This window comes from Variovorax sp. P2_H12 (assembly GCF_056403395.1).
Genome location: NZ_JBFUFO010000027.1, coordinates 120,430 through 139,409 on the forward strand (window position 1 = coordinate 120,430; position 18,980 = coordinate 139,409).

16 protein-coding genes are annotated in these 18,980 nt (G+C 68.5%); 8 read left to right on the forward strand and 8 right to left on the reverse strand.

The window, feature by feature from the left end; genetic code table 11:
* Window positions 1–79 precede the first annotated feature (79 nt).
* The gene (gene rpsT / locus AC1DYK_RS21415; RefSeq protein ID WP_442281841.1) at window positions 80–394 is read left to right on the forward strand and encodes a 30S ribosomal protein S20; all 315 of its coding nucleotides are present in this window, start codon (window positions 80–82) and stop codon (window positions 392–394) included.
* Window positions 395–717: 323 nt separating this feature from the next.
* Here rpsT and AC1DYK_RS21420 read toward each other — a convergent pair whose 3' ends face one another.
* On the reverse strand, window positions 718–1,029 hold the full coding sequence (locus AC1DYK_RS21420) for a DUF3579 domain-containing protein (protein WP_478168142.1): 312 nt from the start codon (window positions 1,027–1,029) through the stop codon (window positions 718–720).
* 161 nt (window positions 1,030–1,190) lie between these two features.
* Between AC1DYK_RS21420 and AC1DYK_RS21425 the strand changes: the two genes are divergently transcribed.
* From AC1DYK_RS21425 to AC1DYK_RS21450, 6 genes are all read left to right on the forward strand, one after another.
* Window positions 1,191–2,396 carry an acetylornithine/succinylornithine family transaminase gene (locus AC1DYK_RS21425; protein WP_478086869.1) on the forward strand — a complete coding sequence of 402 codons (1,206 nt, stop codon included), beginning with the start codon at window positions 1,191–1,193 and terminating at the stop codon, window positions 2,394–2,396.
* Entirely contained in the window at window positions 2,393–3,319 is a 927-nt protein-coding gene (gene argF, locus AC1DYK_RS21430; RefSeq protein ID WP_478168143.1) for an ornithine carbamoyltransferase, read from the forward strand. Before AC1DYK_RS21425 ends, argF begins: the two co-directional genes overlap by 4 nt.
* A gap of 328 nt (window positions 3,320–3,647) precedes the next feature.
* Complete coding sequence (gene kynB / locus AC1DYK_RS21435) at window positions 3,648–4,292, forward strand: arylformamidase (protein ID WP_478168144.1); 645 nt, start codon at window positions 3,648–3,650, stop codon at window positions 4,290–4,292.
* Window positions 4,289–5,584: a kynureninase gene (gene kynU / locus AC1DYK_RS21440; RefSeq protein ID WP_478168145.1), complete on the forward strand. Its 1,296-nt coding sequence runs from the start codon at window positions 4,289–4,291 to the stop codon at window positions 5,582–5,584. Before kynB ends, kynU begins: the two co-directional genes overlap by 4 nt.
* A gap of 9 nt (window positions 5,585–5,593) precedes the next feature.
* Window positions 5,594–6,430, forward strand: coding sequence for a tryptophan 2,3-dioxygenase (gene kynA, locus AC1DYK_RS21445; protein WP_478168146.1), 837 nt, complete (start codon window positions 5,594–5,596; stop codon window positions 6,428–6,430).
* Between the two features lie 49 nt (window positions 6,431–6,479).
* Window positions 6,480–7,730, forward strand: coding sequence for an SMI1/KNR4 family protein (locus AC1DYK_RS21450; protein WP_478168147.1), 1,251 nt, complete (start codon window positions 6,480–6,482; stop codon window positions 7,728–7,730).
* Window positions 7,731–8,005: 275 nt separating this feature from the next.
* Here AC1DYK_RS21450 and AC1DYK_RS21455 read toward each other — a convergent pair whose 3' ends face one another.
* The 6 genes from AC1DYK_RS21455 to AC1DYK_RS21480 form a co-directional block, all read right to left on the reverse strand.
* Window positions 8,006–9,184, reverse strand: a complete 1,179-nt coding sequence (locus AC1DYK_RS21455; RefSeq protein ID WP_478168148.1) for an FAD-dependent monooxygenase — start codon at window positions 9,182–9,184, stop codon at window positions 8,006–8,008.
* Between the two features lie 9 nt (window positions 9,185–9,193).
* The gene (locus AC1DYK_RS21460) at window positions 9,194–9,466 is read right to left on the reverse strand and encodes a DUF6587 family protein (protein ID WP_478168149.1); all 273 of its coding nucleotides are present in this window, start codon (window positions 9,464–9,466) and stop codon (window positions 9,194–9,196) included.
* A 160-nt stretch (window positions 9,467–9,626) separates the two neighbouring features.
* On the reverse strand, window positions 9,627–11,528 hold the full coding sequence (gene feoB, locus AC1DYK_RS21465) for a ferrous iron transporter B (protein WP_478168150.1): 1,902 nt from the start codon (window positions 11,526–11,528) through the stop codon (window positions 9,627–9,629).
* Complete coding sequence (locus tag AC1DYK_RS21470) at window positions 11,521–11,802, reverse strand: FeoA family protein (protein WP_478168158.1); 282 nt, start codon at window positions 11,800–11,802, stop codon at window positions 11,521–11,523. Before AC1DYK_RS21470 ends, feoB begins: the two co-directional genes overlap by 8 nt.
* Before the next feature lie 134 nt (window positions 11,803–11,936).
* A complete protein-coding gene (locus AC1DYK_RS21475; RefSeq protein ID WP_478168151.1) occupies window positions 11,937–14,804 on the reverse strand; it encodes an aconitate hydratase in 2,868 nt (955 codons plus the stop codon).
* Window positions 14,805–14,896: 92 nt separating this feature from the next.
* Window positions 14,897–15,313 (reverse strand): hypothetical protein, encoded by a 417-nt coding sequence (locus AC1DYK_RS21480; protein WP_478168152.1) that lies wholly within the window; start codon window positions 15,311–15,313, stop codon window positions 14,897–14,899.
* Between the two features lie 132 nt (window positions 15,314–15,445).
* Between AC1DYK_RS21480 and AC1DYK_RS21485 the strand changes: the two genes are divergently transcribed.
* A complete protein-coding gene (locus AC1DYK_RS21485; protein WP_478168153.1) occupies window positions 15,446–16,264 on the forward strand; it encodes a helix-turn-helix domain-containing protein in 819 nt (272 codons plus the stop codon).
* Window positions 16,265–16,339: 75 nt separating this feature from the next.
* On the opposite strand, the gene AC1DYK_RS21490 is transcribed toward AC1DYK_RS21485, so the two are convergent.
* Window positions 16,340–18,925, reverse strand: a complete 2,586-nt coding sequence (locus AC1DYK_RS21490) for a bifunctional aconitate hydratase 2/2-methylisocitrate dehydratase (protein ID WP_478168154.1) — start codon at window positions 18,923–18,925, stop codon at window positions 16,340–16,342.
* Window positions 18,926–18,980: the final 55 nt, after the last annotated feature.

An 18,980-nucleotide genomic window follows, 5' to 3' on the forward strand; every position in this document is an offset into this window, starting at 1 on the left:
CTCGCCGCCGCCCTGGCTCAATTCGCCTATAATGGAAGGCTTTGCTGCATCATCCCCAAACCCTCAAGGAACACTGAATATGGCATCCGCCAAGCCCAAGAAGAAGAACCCGCGCCTCGCGTCGGGCCGTAAACGCGTCCGCCAGGACGTCAAGCTCAACGCCGCGAACACCTCGCTGCGCTCCAAATACCGCACCGCCGTGAAGAATGTCGAGAAGGCCGTGCTGGCCGGCGACAAGACCAAGGCGGCAGAAGCCTTCGCGAAGGCCCAGAGCATCGTCGACACCGTCGCCGACAAGGGCATCTTCCACAAGAACAAGGCCGCTCGCGACAAGAGCCGCCTGTCGGCCAAGGTCAAGAACCTGGCCCTCGCCCCTGAAAAGGCCGCCGCCTGACGCTATCAGGCAAACAGCCCGGATTGGTTTTCCAGTCCGCCGTTTGATCGGGGTGCGCTGCAGCAAAGTGAAAAACCGCCTTCGGGCGGTTTTTTCATGGGCGCCGCTTCAAATCAAACATCTCAATGAACGTGTCGCGCATCGCTGAACCTGGCGCGGCCAAGGCCAGGGATACCGCGAAACCGGCTTTGCCGGGCCGCCGGTATCGCCCCCTTGAGGGGCTGAGGTCCGCGGCTCCAAGCCTGCCCGCGCAGGCTTGGACGGCACCGAAGAGCCGCTGCCTCTGGCGGCGACTCGGGGCGCCGCAGGCGCTTCGGGGGTGGTCAAGGCTTGTCCGGAACCAGGCAGGCCTCCGCGACCTGCAGGCCGTTGTCCTTGGCGAAATTGAGGCAGAAATCCCAGGCCATCGGCTCGGCATTGCGCAGTTCGCTGTTCACGACCACGCACTTGATGCCGTTGATGACCGTCGGCACGCACCAGGGCGAATAGTTCAGGTGGCTGCCCGGCTGCGGCCCGCCGGGCCGGAACGAGCACATCACGCCCGCCAGCCGTTCTGCCCAGTCGCTGGGGCGAAATGTCCGACCATCCTGGGTGATGCCCTGGATGAAAACTTCTTTGGCGGAGGGAGAAACCATCGGTTGCGTGAGGAATGCGGGCGCCGTTGCTGCGCCGCACAACGATTCTATCCGGGGGTCCCGCGGGCGACATGCGCGGGGGCATTGCTCTGATGCGCAATCCTCAATGAAGCCGTCGGGGCGGACGCCTAGAATCCGCGTTCCCTTTTCCGGAGATCCGCATGAGCGCCACTGCTGCCCCCTCGTCGCCCCACGTCATGAACACCTACGGTCGCCTGCCGATCGCACTGTCGCACGGCCAGGGCTGCCGAGTCTGGGACACCAACGGCCGCGCCTACCTCGACGGCCTCGGCGGCATCGCGGTCAACACGCTGGGCCACAACCACCCGGAACTGGTGCCGGCGTTGCAGGACCAGATCGCCAAGCTGATCCACAGCTCGAACTACTACCACGTGCCCGGCCAGGAGCAGTTGGCGGCCAAGCTGACCGAGCTGTCGGGCCTGACCAACGCCTTCTTCTGCTCCACCGGCCTGGAGGCCAACGAGGCGGCGCTCAAGCTGGCGCGCAAGTTCGGCCATGACAAGGGCATCGAACGGCCCGAGATCGTGGTCTACGAGGCCGCTTTCCACGGCCGCAGCATTGCCACCTTGTCGGCCACCGGCAACCCCAAGGTCCAGCAGGGCTTCGGCCCGCTGGTCGAGGGCTTCATCCGGGTGCCGCTGAACGACATCGACGCGCTCAGGAAGGCCACCGAAGGCAACCCGAACGTGGTCGCCGTGTTCTTCGAGACCATCCAGGGCGAAGGCGGCATCAACCCGATGCGCTGGGAATACCTGCGGCAGGTCCGCCAGCTTTGCGACGAGCGCGACTGGCTCATGATGATCGATGAAGTCCAGTGCGGCATGGGCCGCACCGGCAAGTGGTTCGCCCACCAATGGGCCGGAATCCTGCCGGACGTCATGCCGCTGGCCAAGGGGCTGGGCTCGGGCGTGCCGGTCGGCGCCGTGGTCGCCGGCCCGCGCGCCGCCCACATCTTCGGCCCGGGCAACCACGGCACGACTTTCGGCGGCAATCCACTGGCGATGCGCGCCGGCATCGAGACCATCCGCATCATGGAAGAGCAGAAGCTGCTCGACAACGCGGCGAACGTCGGCGCCCACCTGAAGGCGGCGCTCGAGCGCGAGCTCGGCGGCCTCGCGGGCGTCAAGGAGATCCGCGGCCAGGGCCTGATGCTCGGCATCGAGCTCGACCGTCCCTGCGGCGTGATCCTGGGCCGCGCCTGCGACGCCGGCCTGTTGCTGAGCGTGACCGCCGACAGCGTGATCCGCCTGGTGCCGCCATTGATTCTCAGCATCGCCGAAGCCGACGAGATCGTCGCCATCCTGGCGCCGATCGTGAAGGCCTTTCTCGCGGAGCCTCAACCATGACCGATCGACTTGCCCTCCGGCACTACCTGCAGTTCTCCGACTTCACGGCCGATGACTACGCGCACCTGTTCGCGCGGGCGGCGCTGATCAAGAAGAAATTCAAGGCCTACGAGAAGCACCAGCCGCTGGTCGACCGCACGCTGGCGATGATCTTCGAGAAGGCCTCGACCCGCACCCGCGTGAGCTTCGAGGCCGGCATGTACCAGCTCGGCGGCAGCGTGGTGCACCTGACCACCGGCGACAGCCAGCTCGGCCGCGCCGAGCCGATCGAGGACAGCGCCAAGGTCATCAGCCGGATGGTCGACCTGGTGATGATCCGCACCTACGAGCAGACCAAGATCGAGGCCTTCGCGGCCCACTCGCGGGTACCGGTCATCAACGGCCTGACCAACGAATTCCACCCCTGCCAGATCCTGGCCGACATCTTCACTTTCATCGAGCACCGCGGCTCGATCGCCGGCAAGACGGTCGCCTGGGTCGGCGACGGCAACAACATGGCCAACACCTGGCTGCAGGCCAGCGAGATCCTCGGCTTCAAGGTGCATGTCAGCACGCCCAGCGGCTACGAGGTCGACCAGTCGATCGCGGGGCTGCGCTCGAACGCCAGCTACCAGGTCTTCAAGGACCCGATGGAAGCCTGCCGCGGCGCCGACCTGGTGACCACCGACGTCTGGACCAGCATGGGCTACGAGGCCGAGAACGACGCCCGCCGCACCGCCTTCGCCGACTGGTGCGTCGACTCCGAGATGATGCGCGCGGCCCAGCCTGACGCCCTCTTCATGCACTGCCTGCCCGCGCACCGCGGCGAGGAAGTCGAGGCCGACGTGATCGACGGCCCGCAATCGGTGGTCTGGGACGAGGCCGAGAACCGGATGCATGTGCAGAAGGCCCTGATGGAATTCCTGCTCCTGGGGAAGGTCTAGCTCGCCCCCAGGTTGGGCTCACTTCGTGTAGCCCGCCCACCCCCTACCGGGGGCGCAGTCAGCAGCCCGGCGAAGCCGGTTCCGCGACTGCCCGCGAACAGGCGCGCTGCGCGCAGCCGAAAACAAGAACAGCGCCAGTATTCACCGGCCGGCGCAGCCAGGCCCGTTGGTGAAACACCGCGGAACCGGCTTCGCCGGTCCGCTGGTGTTGCCCCCGGTAGGGGGTGGGCGTCCCGACACGAAGTGCGGGACAACCTGGGGGTGAGCAATGCCCCTCTGTTGGAAATAACCGACACCACAGACTCCCGCGTGGCGCTAACTTTGCGCCATGACTTCACGAATCTGGGATATCTCGCCGCCGGTGCATGACGGCGCGCCGGTGTTTCCCGGCGACACACCGTACCGGCAGCGCTGGGCCGCGACCCTCGGCCCCGGCTGTCCGGTCAACGTCAGCGAGATCACGCTGTCGCCGCACGTGGGCGCGCATGCCGACGCGCCGCTGCACTACGACCCGACCGGCGCCACCATCGGCGACGTCGATCTCGCTCCCTTTCTGGGCCCCTGCCGCGTGATCCATGCGATCGCGCGCGGGCCGCTGATCGAATGGGAGCACATCGCGCACGCCGTCGATGCCCTGCCGCCGCGGGTGCTGGTGCGCACCTACCAGCGGGCGCCGGTCGAGCGCTGGGACGGCGCCCTCGCGGCCTACGCGCCCGCCACCATCGAGCGCCTCGCGGCACTCGGCGTGAAGCTCGTGGGCATCGACACCGCGAGCATCGACCCGGCCGACAGCAAGACGCTGGACAGCCACCAGGTCATCCGCCGGCTCGACCTGCGCGTGCTCGAAAACCTCGTGCTCGACGAGGTGCCCGAGGGCGACTACGAACTGATCGCCCTGCCCCTCAAGCTGGTGAGCGCCGACGCCTCGCCGGTGCGCGCGGTGCTGCGCGAACTTCAACCTGGAACCCCATGACACACGACGATTGCCGGCGCCTCGATGCGCAAGACCCCCTGGCCCCGCTGCGCGAGCGATTCCTTCTGCCCGACGGCGTGATCTACCTCGACGGCAACTCACTGGGCGTGCTGCCCAAGAGCGCACCCGCGCGCATCGCCGAGGTGGTCGCGAAGGAATGGGGCGAGGGCCTGATCCGTTCCTGGAACAACGCCGGCTGGTTCGACCTGCCGCAGCGCCTCGGCGACAAGGTCGCGCGCCTGATCGGCGCGGCCCCCGGCGAGGTCGTCTGCACCGACAGCACCTCGATCAACCTCTACAAGGTGCTGTTCGCGGCGCTGAGCCAGGTGCTGCTGGCCTCGCCTGCCGACCGCAAGCGCCGGGTCGTGCTGAGCGAACGCAGCAATTTCCCGACCGACCTCTACATCGCCGAGTCGATCTGCCGCGAGCGCGGCTTCACGCTCAAGCTGATCGAGGCCGACGAACTGCCCGCGGCGCTCGACCAGGAGGTCGCGGTGCTGATGCTGACCCACGTCAACTACCGCACCGGCGCGATGCACGACATGAAGGCCGTCACCGCCGCCGCCCACGCGGTGGGCGTGCTGACGGTCTGGGACCTCGCCCACAGCGCCGGCGCGGTGCCGGTCGCGCTCAACGACAGCCAGGCCGACTTCGCGATCGGCTGCGGCTACAAGTACCTCAACGGCGGCCCCGGCGCGCCGGCCTTCGTCTGGGTGCACACGCGCCACGCCGGCCAGTTCGCGCAGCCGCTCTCCGGCTGGTGGGGGCACGCGGCGCCTTTCGAATTCACGCCGCACTATCGCCCGGCGCCCGGCGTCGCCCGCTACCTGTGCGGCACGCAGCCGATCATCGCGCTGGCCGGCCTCGAATGCGGGATCGACAGCGTGCTCGCCGCCGAGGCCTTCGACGGCGGGCAAGGCCCGATGGCGGCACTGCGCAGCAAGTCGCTGGCGCTGACCGATGCCTTCATCGCGCTGGTCGAGCAACGCTGCGCCGGGCGCTTCACGCTGGTGACGCCGCGCGACCATGTCCGGCGCGGCTCCCAGGTGTGCCTGGCCCTGAGCGACGGCGGCCCGGGTGCCTACGCGATCGTGCAGGCCCTGATCGCCCGCGGCGTGATCGGCGACTTCCGCGCCGGCGACGCGCAGACCCCCGACATCCTGCGCTTCGGCTTCACGCCGCTGTACCTCGGTTTCGAGGATGTATGGAACGCGGTCGAGCATCTGGTTCAAGTGCTCGACCGCGAAGAATGGAAACGACCCGAGTTCAACCAGAAGCTCGCGGTCACCTGAGGAACATTGATGAGTACGGAACAGATCGTCCACGAAGAAAAGGCAAAGCTCGACTTCAGCGCCTCGATGAGCTACAGCGACTACCTGAGTCTCGACCAGGTCCTGAACGCGCAGCATCCGCGCTCGCCGGCGCACGATGAAATGCTCTTCATCGTGCAGCACCAGACCAGCGAACTCTGGATGAAACTGATGCTGCACGAACTGCGGGCCGCGATCCGCAGCATCGCGCAGGACGACCTGTCGAGCGCTTTCAAGATGCTGGCGCGGGTCTCACGCATCATGGAGCAGCTGGTGCACGCCTGGGACGTGCTGGCCACCATGACGCCGCCCGAATACAGCGCGATGCGCCCCTACCTCGGCAACTCGAGCGGCTTCCAGAGCTGGCAGTACCGCTGCATCGAATTCGCGCTGGGTAACAAGAACGCCGCCATGCTCAAGCCGCACTCGCACCGGCCCGATCTGCTGGCCGAGGTCGAGGCGGCTTGGCGCGCGCCATCGCTCTACGACGAGGCGCTGCGCCTGCTGGCGCGCCGCGGCCTCGAGGTGCCGGCCGACCACCTGGAACGCGACTGGACGAGGCCCTACGAGTCCAGCGACATCGTCGAGCAGGCCTGGCTGGTGGCCTACCGCGAGCCCAAGAAGCACTGGGATCTCTACCAGCTCGGCGAGGAGCTCACCGACCTCGAGGACGCTTTCCGCCTCTGGCGCTTCCGCCACGTGACCACGGTCGAGCGCGTGATCGGCTTCAAGCGTGGCACCGGCGGCACCGGCGGCGTAAGCTATCTGCGCAAGATGCTGGACGTGGTGCTGTTCCCGGAAATCTGGAAGCTCAGGACGGATCTCTAGGCTGCGCCGCGTTGGCCCGCTTCGAATCACGACAAAAGAGGAGACGAGGATGGACAACGATTTCTTCGGGGATGAGGAACTCGCGCTGCTGCGCGCCCACGGCATCGCGCTGTTCGCGCGGCGCGTGATCTTCGACGCGCAGCCGCCGATGGCGGAGGCGCAGATCGCCTCGCTGCAGGCCCTGTGCGCGGGGCCGCTGCCGCCCGAGCTGCTTGCGCTGTGGCGCTTGACCGCGGGAGGCCGGATCGACTACGACCTCCATCTGCACATGAACGGCAACGAGGAATCGGTGGCCTGGAGCGAGCTGTTCTGGAACGGCGGCGATGGCCCGCGCGACCTGCAGGGCTGGATCGATCACGAGCTCGAAGGCGCACGACAGGCGGTCGACCACGGCGGCGAGCCGTGGGACGGCAAGCTGACCCTGCTGCCCTTCGGCGGTTTCGAGGACTGCGACCGGGTCTACGCCGTGGTCGAGCCCGGCCCCGACTACGGCCATGTGCTGGCGTGGAAGCAGGGCTTGCCGGCCGTCTGGTCGCACGAGATGCACGAGGACGGCATGACGACCGTCGCGCACGACCTGTGCGCCGCCTTCGAGGCGCTTCATCTCGACGAAGATCCGCTGGCGCCGGCGGGCGACTACTTCACTGGGCAGTCGCTGCTCGAATACCTCGACCAGCGGCACCAGGAGCACGAGCTGTCGATCGAGCTGATGGACCGGCTGATCGCCTTCTATCGCCGCGCGATGGTCGACTGGCGCTCGCCGCTCGCCGCCGGCACGCTGGGCCAGGACGCGCCGCTGGCGCGCATCGCCCTGCGTCACGCGATCGCCACCGACGACGCCGAGCTGGTCGCCCGGCTGGCGGCGGCCGAGGTGGCGCTCGACGGTCCGCTGCAGGGCAGCGCGATCGCCACCGACCTCGCGCTGAGCCACGGCGCCCACGCGGCCGCGCAAGCACTGGTGCGTGCCGGCGCACCGGTGGCACGCGATGCGCTCGACTACATCGACAGCGCGGTCTCGCCCGAACTGGTCGAACTGCTGCTGGCACGCGGCGCCGAACCCAGCGCCACCGCGATCGCGGAGTGCGTGGCCTGCGGTGCCCCGGCCGCCGCCCGTCTGGTTGCCGACGCCTACGCGCAGTCCCACGACGATCTGCCCACCGCCTATGCGGCGGTCAGGGATGGCATGCTCGCCGAGCTCGAAGCCTCGCTGGTCGAGGTGCATGCCGGCCGACTGACGCACTACCTGGGGCCGGTCGGCCTCGCCAAGCGCGTCGATCACCTCCAGACCTTCAAACTGTAGTTGCTCGCCCCCAGGTTGCCCGGCACTTCGTGTCCGGGCGCCCACCCCCTACCGGGGGCGCAGCCAGCGGCCCGGCGAAGCCGGTTCCGCGGCTGCCCACCAACAGGCTCGCTGCGCGCAGCCGAAGAACGTGCACAGCGCCTGTGCCCGGCCGGCGCAGCCAGGCCCGTTGGTGAAACACCGCGGAACCGGCTTCGCCGGGCCGCTGGTGTTGCCCCCGGTAGGGGGTGGGCGGGCTACACGCAGTGAGCCCAACCTGGGGGCGAGCCTAGTGTTTAGTGTTCATACAGCCAGGGGACGTCGAGCAGCCGGGGACCGAGCAGCCGCAAGGCCGCATCGCGGCCCGCCCGCACCAGCCCGGTGGCATGGAAGATCTCCCCGTTGCGCCGGGCTCGCGCCTGCACCTGGGCATTGCGCTGCCAGCGCTGCGCGGCATAGCGCGCGAATGCCGCCGGCACCGACTCGGCATCGCCGCCATCGAGTGCCTCGGCCAGCGCCACCGCATCCTCGATCGCCATGCCCGCCCCCTGCGCGAGGTACGGCAGCATCGGGTGCGCCGCGTCGCCGACCAACGCCATGCGCTCGCTCGCCATCTGCAGCGGGTCGGTCAGCGGCGGCCGGTCGTTGAGCGTCCAGGCACGCCAGGTGGGCACGGCCTCCAGCAGTGCCTGCAGGCCCGCGCTGGTGCGACCGGTCGCCGCCTGCAAGGCGGCCAGGCTGGAGGATTGGTCCCAGTCGCGCGCATCGCCGGCCGGCGCCGCCTCGGCCAGCACCACCACGTTGAGCGCCTCGCCGCGGCGCACCGGATAGGCCACCGCGTGCAGCCGCGGCCCGAGCCAGACCGTGACCTGCGTGCTGCGCAGCGGCGCCGGCAGGGCGGACTGGTCGACCAGTGCGCGCCAGGCCGTGTGGCCGGTCGCGCGCGGCGGCGGGCAGTCCGCCAGCAAGCGCGGGCGCACCGTGCTCCAGAGGCCGTCGGCCCCGATCAGCGCGTCGCCCTCCCAGACGCGATCGTCCGTGCTGGAGACACAGACCGCCTGGTCGCGCACCACCACCTCGGTCACGCGCGCGGCGGTCGTCAGGGTCACGGCGCCGGTGCCGCGAGCCGCCGCCAGCAGCAGCGCGTGCAGGTCGGCGCGGTGGACGCAGAAATAGGGAGCGGCATAGTTGTGCAGCATCGCATTACCGAGCGGCAGGCGGGCGATTTCCCGGTCGTCGGTGGCGCTGCGCACCACCAGCGCCTCAGGCCGCGCGGCGACCCGCACCAGCGCCTCCCAGACACCGAGCGCCTGCAGCCGGCGCGTGACATTGGGGCCCAGTTGAATGCCGGCGCCCACCTCGCCGAAGGCGACCGCCTGCTCGAGCAGGTCGACCCGATGGCAACGCCGGGCCAGCGCCAGCGCGCTCGCCAAGCCCGCGATGCCGCCGCCTGCAATCAGGATGTGAGCCGACATTGCGCGCACTCAGTGCGAGCGCGCGGGAGCGGTCTTGCCGGCCGCATCCGGCTTCGCCGCGGTGCTGCAGCTGCCGCAGCTGTCGCAGGAACCACAGCCGGAGGCCTTGCCCAACGAGGCGGCCAGGCGCTCGGCACTCTTGGCGTCGACCAGGCCGGCGCGATGCGAGCCGGCGGCCACCCGGCCGGCCGCCGCACGGCGCCAGCTCCCGGGCATCCAGCGCCAGATCGCGTAGAGCGCGGCCAGCGCGACGATCAGTCCGACGAGGAATTCTTGCGTCATGTCACACCTCCACCGCGCTGCACGCGCGACCATGGCCGATGAAACCAGAGGTTCCAGGCCCGGAAACACCGCGGAACCGGCTTTGCCGGGCCGCCGGTGCTGCCCCCGGAGAGGGGGTGGGCGGCCACACGAAGTGGGCCAACCTGGGGGAGAGCATCATTCATCCTCCTGTGAGCGCCAGGGCCACCCGGTAGGTGATCCAGCACGCAATGTAGGCGAGCGCGAACAAATAGCCAGCCATGATCCAAACATAACGCCACGAGCCGGTCTCGCGCTTGACGGCGGCCAAGGTCGATATGCATTGGGGCGCGAAGACGTACCAGACCAGGAGCGACAGCGCCGTGGCGAGCGACCAGCTGCCGGCAATCAGCGGCTCGAGTTGACCCGCCACGTCATCGCCGGTCGCCGACAGCGCATACACCGTCCCGAGCGCACCCACGGCCACCTCGCGCGCCGCCATGCCGGGCACCAGCGCGATCGAGATCTGCCAGTTGAAGCCGATGGGCGCGAAGATGTGCTCCAGCCCACGGCCAATCATGCCGGCCAGGCTGTACTGGATCGCCGGGCCGGTCGCGCCTTCGGGCGGCGACGGGAAGGTCGAGAGGAACCACAGCAGGATCGTCAGCGTGAGGATGATCGTGCCGACGCGCTGGATGAAGATCCAGGCCCGCTCGTAGAGGCCGAGCAGCAGGTTGCGCAGGTTGGGCCAGCGGTAGGCCGGCAGCTCCATCAGCAGCGGCGACTGCCGCTTCGAGTCGCGGAAGCGCTTCATGACCCAGGCCACGGCCATTGCCGAGACGATGCCGAAGACGTACAGCGCGAACAGCACCACGCCCTGCAGGTTGAACACCCCGCCCACGGTGCGCGCCGGAATGAAGGCCGCGATCAGGAGCGCATAGACCGGCAGCCGCGCCGAACAGGTCATGAGCGGCGCGATCATGATGGTCGTGATGCGATCGCGCCAGTTGCTGATGGTGCGCGTGGCCATCACGCCCGGAATCGCGCAGGCGAAGCTCGACAGCAGCGGGATGAAGGAGCGGCCCGAGAGCCCCACCGTGCCCATCACGCGGTCGAGCAGGAAGGCAGCGCGCGGCAGATAGCCTGAATCCTCGAGCGCGAGGATGAAAAGGAACAGGATCAGGATCTGCGGCAGGAAGACGATCACGCCGCCGACGCCCGCGATGATGCCGTCGACCAGCAGGCTCTGCAGCATCCCCGCGGGGAGGTAGTGCTTGACGAGTTCGCCGAACGCCGCGGTGGCGTCCTTGATCGCGTTCATCGGCACCTCGGCCCAGCTGAACACGGCCTGGAACATCAGGAACATCGCGACCGCGAGCACCACCATGCCCCACACCGGATGCATCACGATGCGGTCGATGCGATCGCTGGTGGCCAGGCTGCCGGCCGGCTCGCGCAGCGCCAGGCCGAGGACACGGCGCACCTCGCGCTGGGTGTCGAGCACTTCGTCGAGCCCGGGCGCCTGCCATTGCTGCTGCGGGCCCGCGGCGGCCACCGGCGCGTCGAGCGCCTCCAGCAGGCCCTGGGCGCCGCCGCTGTGCACACCGACGGTCTCGATCACCGGCAAGCCGAGTTCGCGCGACAGCACGGCCGCATCGACCGCGATGCCCTGCTTTTTCGCCATGTCGGTCATGTTGAGCGCCACCACGATCGGCAGCCCCAGGCGCTTGGCCTCGAGCACCAGCCGCAGGTTGAGGCGCAGGTTGGTGGCGTCGGTGACGCACACCAGCAGGTCGGGCAGCGCCTCGCGGCTCTGGCCAGTGACCACGTCGCGCGTGACGGCTTCGTCGGCCGACAGCGCATTGAGGCTGTAGGCGCCCGGCAGGTCGAGCACGAAGACGCGCCGGCCGGCGGCGGTGCGCAAGGTGCCTTCCTTGCGCTCGACGGTCACGCCCGCGTAGTTGGCCACCTTCTGGCGGCTGCCCGTGAGCAGGTTGAACAGCGCGGTCTTGCCGCAGTTGGGGTTGCCCAGCAGCGCGATGCGCTCGGGCGGGCTGCTCGAGCGGGCGGCGCCGGGCTGGAAGTTCAGGGTCGCTTCAACCATGGCCGGCCGCTCCCGGCGTCACGCGGATCAGCGACGCCTCGTGGCGGCGCAACGCGAAAGTGGTGTGGCCCAGCCGCACGGCGAGCGGCTCCCGCCCGGGCACGCCGGTGGCGACGATGCGCACGGCCTCACCCGGCACGAAGCCGATTTCGGTCAGACGCAGCACCAGTTCCCTGCCCTCGGCCTCCTCGGGCCGCAGGACGTCGAGCACGGTGGCCCATTGGTGCTGGGGAAGCTGATCGAGGCTGATGGCGGCCGAGGCCGCGCCGTACATTGTGGTCACCCGCGGAATCCAGAGAATGCAAAAGAGAATTATTCTCGAAAACTCCGGGGTTTGGGGCGATCTGGCGCAAGAATCCCTTCGCGGCCGCCGGCCCGGACGAGCGTCCGCGCCGAGTCAGCTTCCGGTCAGGCCGCCAACAGTTGACGCAAGACGAAGGGCAGGATGCCGCCGTGCTTGTAGTAGTCGACCTCGATCGGCGTGTCGATGCGCAGGCGCACGGTGACCTCCTGGTGCGTGCCGTCCGGGCGGTGGACCACGATCTTGACGTCCATCTGCGGCTTCAGCTCGCCGCCGACGACGACATCGATCTTCTCGTTGCCGGTGAGGCCGAGGCTTTCCCAGGAATCGGCACCGCGGAACTGCAGCGGCAGCACGCCCATGCCGACCAGGTTGGCGCGGTGGATGCGCTCGAAGCTGCGCGCCACCACGGCCTTGATGCCCAGTAGCTGCGTACCCTTGGCGGCCCAGTCGCGCGAGGAGCCGGTGCCGTACTCCTCGCCGCCGAAGATCACGGTCGGCACGCCCTGCTCGATGTACTTCATCGCGGCGTCGTAGATGAACATCTTCTCGTTGCCCGGCTGGAACAGCGTGAGCCCGCCCTCCTCGCGCGAACCGTCCGCATCGGCCGGGATCATGAGGTTCTTGATGCGCACGTTGGCGAAGGTGCCGCGCATCATCACGTCATGGTTGCCGCGGCGCGAGCCATAGCTGTTGAAGTCGGCCTTCGACACGCCGTGCGCCTTGAGCCAGATGCCCGCCGGCGAGCTTTCCTTGATCGAGCCGGCCGGAGAAATGTGGTCGGTGGTGATCGAGTCCCCGAACAGCGCCATGATGCGCGCGCCGGTGAAGCCGGCGTCGCTCGCATGCGGCTCCATCTTGAAGCCCTCGAAGAACGGCGGCTCGGCGATGTAGGTCGACTTGGGCCAGTCGTAGACCTGCCCCTTGGTGCCCTTGATGCTGCTCCAGAGCTTGCCCGGGTTGTCCTTGATCTGCTCGTAGTTCTTCCGGAAGGTCTTGGCGTTCATCGCGAAGCGCAGGTTGTCGTCGATCTCCTTCGGGCTGGGCCAGATGTCGCCGAGGTAGACGTCCCGCCCCTTCTTGCCCTTGCCCACCGGCTGGGTCATGAGGTCGACCATCACGTTGCCGGCGATCGCGAAGGCCACCACCAGCGGCGGCGAAGCCAGGAAGTTGGCCTTCAGGTTCGGATGGATGCGGGCTTCGAAATTGCGGTTGCCCGACAGCACCGCGGCACCGATCAGGTTGTTCTTCGTGATGACTTCGTTGATCTCGGGCGTGAGGTCGCCGGCGTTGCCGATGCAGGTGGTGCAGCCGTAGCCGGCCAGGTAGAAGCCGAGCTTCTCGAGGTAGGGCAGCAGGCCGGCCTTCTCGAGGTACTCGGTCACGATGCGGGACCCGGGGGCCAGCGAGGTCTTGACGTGCGGCTTGACGGTGAGCCCCGCCTCCACCGCCTTCTTGGCCAGCAGGCCCGCGGCCAGCATCACGCTCGGGTTCGAGGTGTTGGTGCACGAGGTGATGGCGGCGATCAGCACGTCGCCGTTGCCGATCGACACCTGGCCCTTGGGCGCGGGCGGTGCGGTCGCGCCCACATGGGCCGCGGCCTTGGTCGAGCGGTTGGCGACCATTTCGACCACGTCGCGCGGTGCACCCGGCGGCGGCGCTGCCGCTTCCTTTTCGCCCTTGCTGCCCTCGTGCGTCAGCGGATAGCGCAGCTTCAGCGTATCGGCCGGCTGGTTGAAGCCGTTGGCCTCGTTCGGCTTGCTGTAGAGCTCGGAAAACTTGGTCGCCAGGTGCCCCAGGTCGATGCGGTCCTGCGGCCGCTTCGGGCCCGCCAGGCTGGGCGACACGGTGCCGAGGTCGAGCTTCACGACCTTGGTGTATTGCAGCTCGCCCGGCGCCGGCATGCCGAACAGCCCTTGCGCCTTGTAGTAGGCCTCGAAGCGCTCGACCTCGGCGTCGGTGCGGCCGGTGCCCTTGAAGTAGGCCACGGTCATCTCGTCGACCGGGAAGAAGCCCATGGTGGCGCCGTACTCGGGCGCCATGTTGCCGATGGTGGCGCGGTCGGGCACCGCGATCGAGGCGGCGCCAGGGCCGAAGAATTCGACGAACTTGCCCACCACCTTCTCGCCGCGCAGGATCGCCGTGACGTACAGCACCAGGTCGGTGGCGGTGACGCCCTCGCGCAGCTGGCCGCTGAGCTCGAAGCCCACCACGTCGGGGGTCAGCATGTAGACCGGCTGGCCCAGCATCGCGGCCTCGGCCTCGATCCCGCCCACCCCCCAGCCGACCACGCCGATGCCGTTGATCATGGTCGTGTGGCTGTCGGTTCCGACCAGCGAATCGGGGTAGTAGGTCGGCGGATCGGCCTTGTCGTGCGGGCTCTTGTAGACGCCGCGCGCAAAGTACTCGAGATTGACCTGGTGCACGATGCCGAAGCCGGGCGGCACGACGCCGAAAGTGTCGAAGGCCTGCATGCCCCATTTCATGAACTGGTAGCGCTCGTTGTTGCGCTGGAACTCGAGCTTCATGTTGAGGTCGAGCGCCTTCGGCGTGCCGTAGTAGTCGACCATCACCGAGTGGTCGACCACCAGGTCGACCGGCACCAGCGGCTCGATGGTCTTGGGCGACTTGCCCAGCGACTGCGCCACGCTGCGCATCGCAGCCAGGTCGGCCAGCAGCGGCACGCCGGTGAAGTCCTGCAGCACCACCCGCGTCACGACGAAGGGCACTTCGTCGGTGCGCTCCGCGTTGGGCGACCAGTTGGCGAGCTGCTCGACGTGCTCGGCCGTGACCTTCTGGCCGTCGCAGTTGCGAAGCACGGCTTCGAGCACGATGCGGATCGAGACCGGCAGCTTGTCGACGTTGGGGTATTGTTTCGCGAGCTCCTTGAGGGACCAGTACCTGCCGGCCTTGCCCGACGCGGTCTTGAAGGTCTTGAGCGTGGAGGCGAAGGCGTGCGCCGGTACTTTGGCCATGAAGAAACTCCTATGTTCGTGGAAGCTCCTCAAAGATAGCAGGGTTCGGTGACTCCGGCAGCAGTCGGAAAGCCCGCCGGCGCGCTCCGGATTCAGGCGGCGACGGCGCGCGCGCCACCGGCGCGGCTGTGCCGCAGGCCCATCCACTGCAGTTCGGCGAGCACCACCACGGTGACGGCCTGGGCCAGCACCCAGGCCCAGCCCCACGCGGTGATCGAGGTGCCGCCGGCGGCCAGCAGGGCGATGCAGGCGGTTGCCCAGCCGAAGTTGCCGGCCACGACCCACCCGATCAGCCGGCGTGGCGGCAGCGCGCGGCTCGCCATCCAGGCGGCGGCGCCGGCATAGGCCAGGAGGAAAACGCCGGTGGCCAGCAGCAGCGGCATCGGCAGTCCGGTCAGCCGGGCCAGGGCGCCGGCAAAGACCAGTTGCAGCGCCCCGGTGGCGGCGCAAGAGGCGGCATCGGCCCACATCAGGCGGGGCAGGAAACGGCGGGAAGCGAAGACGGACATGACGGACTCCTTGGGTTCTGCGCGGCAGGCCCTTCCTGCCGTGTTGGATCCCATCATTCCTGCGGCGCGGCGCCGGGTCGATGACCTCGGAGGTCATGGGCGGTGGCTCGCCGGTTCACTAGGATGTCGTCCATGCACACATCGAGCGCCCCCCCGACCGCGGCCGACCCGTTCGGCGCCCACCTGCGCCACTGGCGCCAGCACCGCCGCCTGAGCCAGCTCGACCTGGCCCACGAGGCCCAGGTGTCGACCCGCCACCTGAGCTATGTCGAGACCGGCCGCGCCGAGCCCAGTCGCGAGATGGTGCTGCGGCTGGCCGAGCGGCTGGAAGTGCCGCTGCGCGAGCGCAATGCGCTGCTGGTGGCCGCGGGCTACGCGCCGATGTACCGGCAGCGCTCGCTCGACGACCCGGCCCTGGCGGCGGCGCGGCGGGCGGTCGACCTGGTGCTCAAGGGCCATGAGCCCTTCCCTGCGCTGGCGGTCGATCGCCACTGGAACCTGGTGGCGCACAACGCGCTGGTGCCGATGCTGATGACCGGTGCGGCCCCCCACCTGCTCGAGAGGCCGGTCAACGTGCTCCGGCTCAGCCTGCACCCGGACGGCCTGGCACCGCGGATCGCCAACCTGGCGCAATGGCGCGGCCACCTGCTGGAACGGCTGCAACAGCAGGTCGCCGCCACCGGCGATACCGCGCTTGCGGCGCTGCACGACGAACTGGCGGCCTACCCGTCGCCGCAGGTGAGCCACGACACGCCGGTCGCCGGCGTCGAACTCTCCAATGTGATCGTGCCCTTCCAGCTCGTCACGCCGGACGGCGTGCTGAGCTTCATCAGCACCACCACGATCTTCGGCACCCCGGTGGATGTCACCTTGCAGGAACTCGCGGTCGAATCGTTCTTCCCGGCGGACGCGCAGACGGCGAAGGCGCTGACCGCTCTCGCGCAGCGCTGAAGCGGCCCGCCGCCCGGAGGGTCCCCCATGAAAAAAGCCCCGCGAGGCGGGGCTTTTTGCTGGGACGGCCGAGGATCAGGCGGCGACCGTGGCCGCGACGTCCTTGTAGTCGTCGATCTTGTCGAAGTTCAGGTACTGGTAGATCTGGTCGCTGGCGGCGTCGAGCACGCCGACGCTCGCCATGTACTCGGCCTTGGTCGGAATGCGTCCCAGGCGCGAGCAGATCGCGGCCAGTTCGGCGCTGCCGAGGTACACGTTGGAGTTCTTGCCCAGGCGGTTCGGGAAGTTGCGCGTGCTGGTCGACATCACGGTCGCGCCTTCGCGCACCTGTGCCTGGTTGCCCATGCACAGCGAGCAGCCCGGCATTTCGGTGCGGGCACCGGCATTGCCGAAGACCCCGTAGTGGCCTTCCTCGGTGAGCTGCTGGGCGTCCATCTTGGTCGGCGGCGCGATCCACAGCTTGACCGGGATGTCGCGCTTGCCTTCGAGCAGCTTGGAGGCTGCGCGGAAGTGCCCGATGTTGGTCATGCACGAACCGATGAACACTTCGTCGATGGTGGCGCCGGCCACGTCCGACAACGTCTTCACGTCGTCGGGGTCGTTCGGGCAGGCGACGATCGGCTCGTGGATGTCGGCCAGGTCGATCTCGATCACGGCCGCGTAGTCGGCGTCGGCATCGCCCTTGAGCAGCTGCGGGTCCTTGAGCCAGGCTTCCTGGGCGGCGATGCGGCGGGCCAGCGTGCGGGCGTCGGCATAGCCCTCGGCGATCATCCAGCGCATCAGCGTGATGTTGCTGTTGATGTACTCGATGATCGGTTCCTTGTTCAGGTGCACCGTGCAGCCGGCGGCCGAGCGTTCGGCCGAGGCATCGCTGAGCTCGAAAGCCTGTTCGACCTTCAGATCGGGCAGGCCCTCGATCTCGAGGATGCGGCCCGAGAAGATGTTCTTCTTGCCCTTCTTCTCGACCGTCAGCTGGCCCGCCTTGATCGCATAGAGCGGAATCGCGTTGACCAGGTCGCGCAGGGTCACGCCGGGCTGCATCTTGCCCTTGAAGCGCACCAGCACGGATTCGGGCATGTCCAGCGGCATCACGCCCGTGGCGGCCGCGAAGGCCACCAGGCCGGAGCCGGCCGGGAAGCTGATGCCGATCGGGAAGCGCGTGTGGCTGTCGCCGCCGGTGCCGACCGTGTCGGGCGTCAGCAGGCGATTGAGCCAGCTGTGGATCACGCCGTCGCCCGGGCGCAGCGAGACGCCGCCGCGCGTGGCCATGAAGTCCGGCAGCTCGTGGTGCATCTTGACGTCCACCTTCTTGGGGTAGGCGGCCGTGTGGCAGAACGATTGCATGACGAGGTCGGCGCTGAAGCCCAGGCAAGCCAGGTCCTTGAGTTCGTCGCGGGTCATCGGGCCGGTGGTGTCCTGGCTGCCGACCGAGGTCATCTTCGGCTCGCAGTAGGTGCCGGGGCGCACTCCCAGGCCCTCTGGCAGGCCGCAGGCGCGGCCCACCATTTTCTGCGCCAGCGAGAAGCCCTTCTTGGTGTCGACCGGGCTGACCGGCAGGCGGAACAACGTGGAGGCGGGCAAGCCGAGGGCCTCGCGCGCCTTGGAGGTCAAGCCGCGGCCGATGATCAGCGGAATGCGGCCGCCGGCACGCACTTCGTCGAACAGCACGTCGCTCTTGACGGAGAACTCGGCAATCACCTTGCCGTCCTTGAGCGCCTTGCCCTCATAGGGACGCAGTTCGACCACGTCGCCCATGTTCATCTGGCTGACGTCGAGTTCGATCGGCAGCGCGCCGGAGTCTTCCATCGTGTTGTAGAAGATCGGAGCAATCTTGCCGCCGAGGCAGACGCCGCCGAAGCGCTTGTTCGGCACGTAGGGGATGTCTTCGCCGGTGAACCAGAGCACCGAGTTGGTCGCGCTCTTGCGCGACGAGCCCGTGCCGACGACGTCGCCGGCGTAGGCCACCAGGTGGCCGCGAGCGCGCAGGTCCTCGATGAACTTCACCGGGCCGCGCTTGCCGTCTTCCTCCGGCACGATGCCGGGGCGCGCGTTCTTGTGCATCGCGAGTGCGTGCATCGGAATGTCGGGCCGCGTGGTCGCGTCGGGTGCGGGCGACAGGTCGTCGGTGTTGATTTCGCCTGCGACCTTGAAGATGCTGACGGTGATGCTTTGCGGCACTTCGGGGCGGCTGGTGAACCATTCGGCATCGGCCCAGCTCTGCAGCACCGACTTCGCATTCGCATTGCCCTTGTCGGCCTTCTCCTTGACGTCGTGGAACTGGTCGAACATCAGCAGGGTCTTCTTCAGGCCTTCGGCCGCGACGGTGCCGACTTCGGCGTCGTCCAGCAGATCGACCAGCGGTCCGATGTTGTAGCCGCCGAGCATGGTGCCGAGCAGCTCGGTCGCACGGGCACGCGTGAGCAGCAGGCTCTTCTCGGTGCCGTGGGCCACGGCTGCGAGGTAGCTGGCCTTGACCTTGGCGGCGTCGTCCACGCCCGCCGGTACGCGGTTCGTCAGCAGGTCGAGCAGGAAGTCGGCCTGGGCCACGGCCGGCGTCTTCATGAGCTCGATCAGTTCGGCAGTCTGCTTGGCGGTCAGCGGCAGCGGCGGGATTCCGAGCGCGGCGCGTTCGGCAACATGTTCAACGTAGGCTTGCAACATCTTCTTTTCTCCGGATACACAAAAGGGCGGGCGGCTCCCGCGTCGAAGCGGGAGC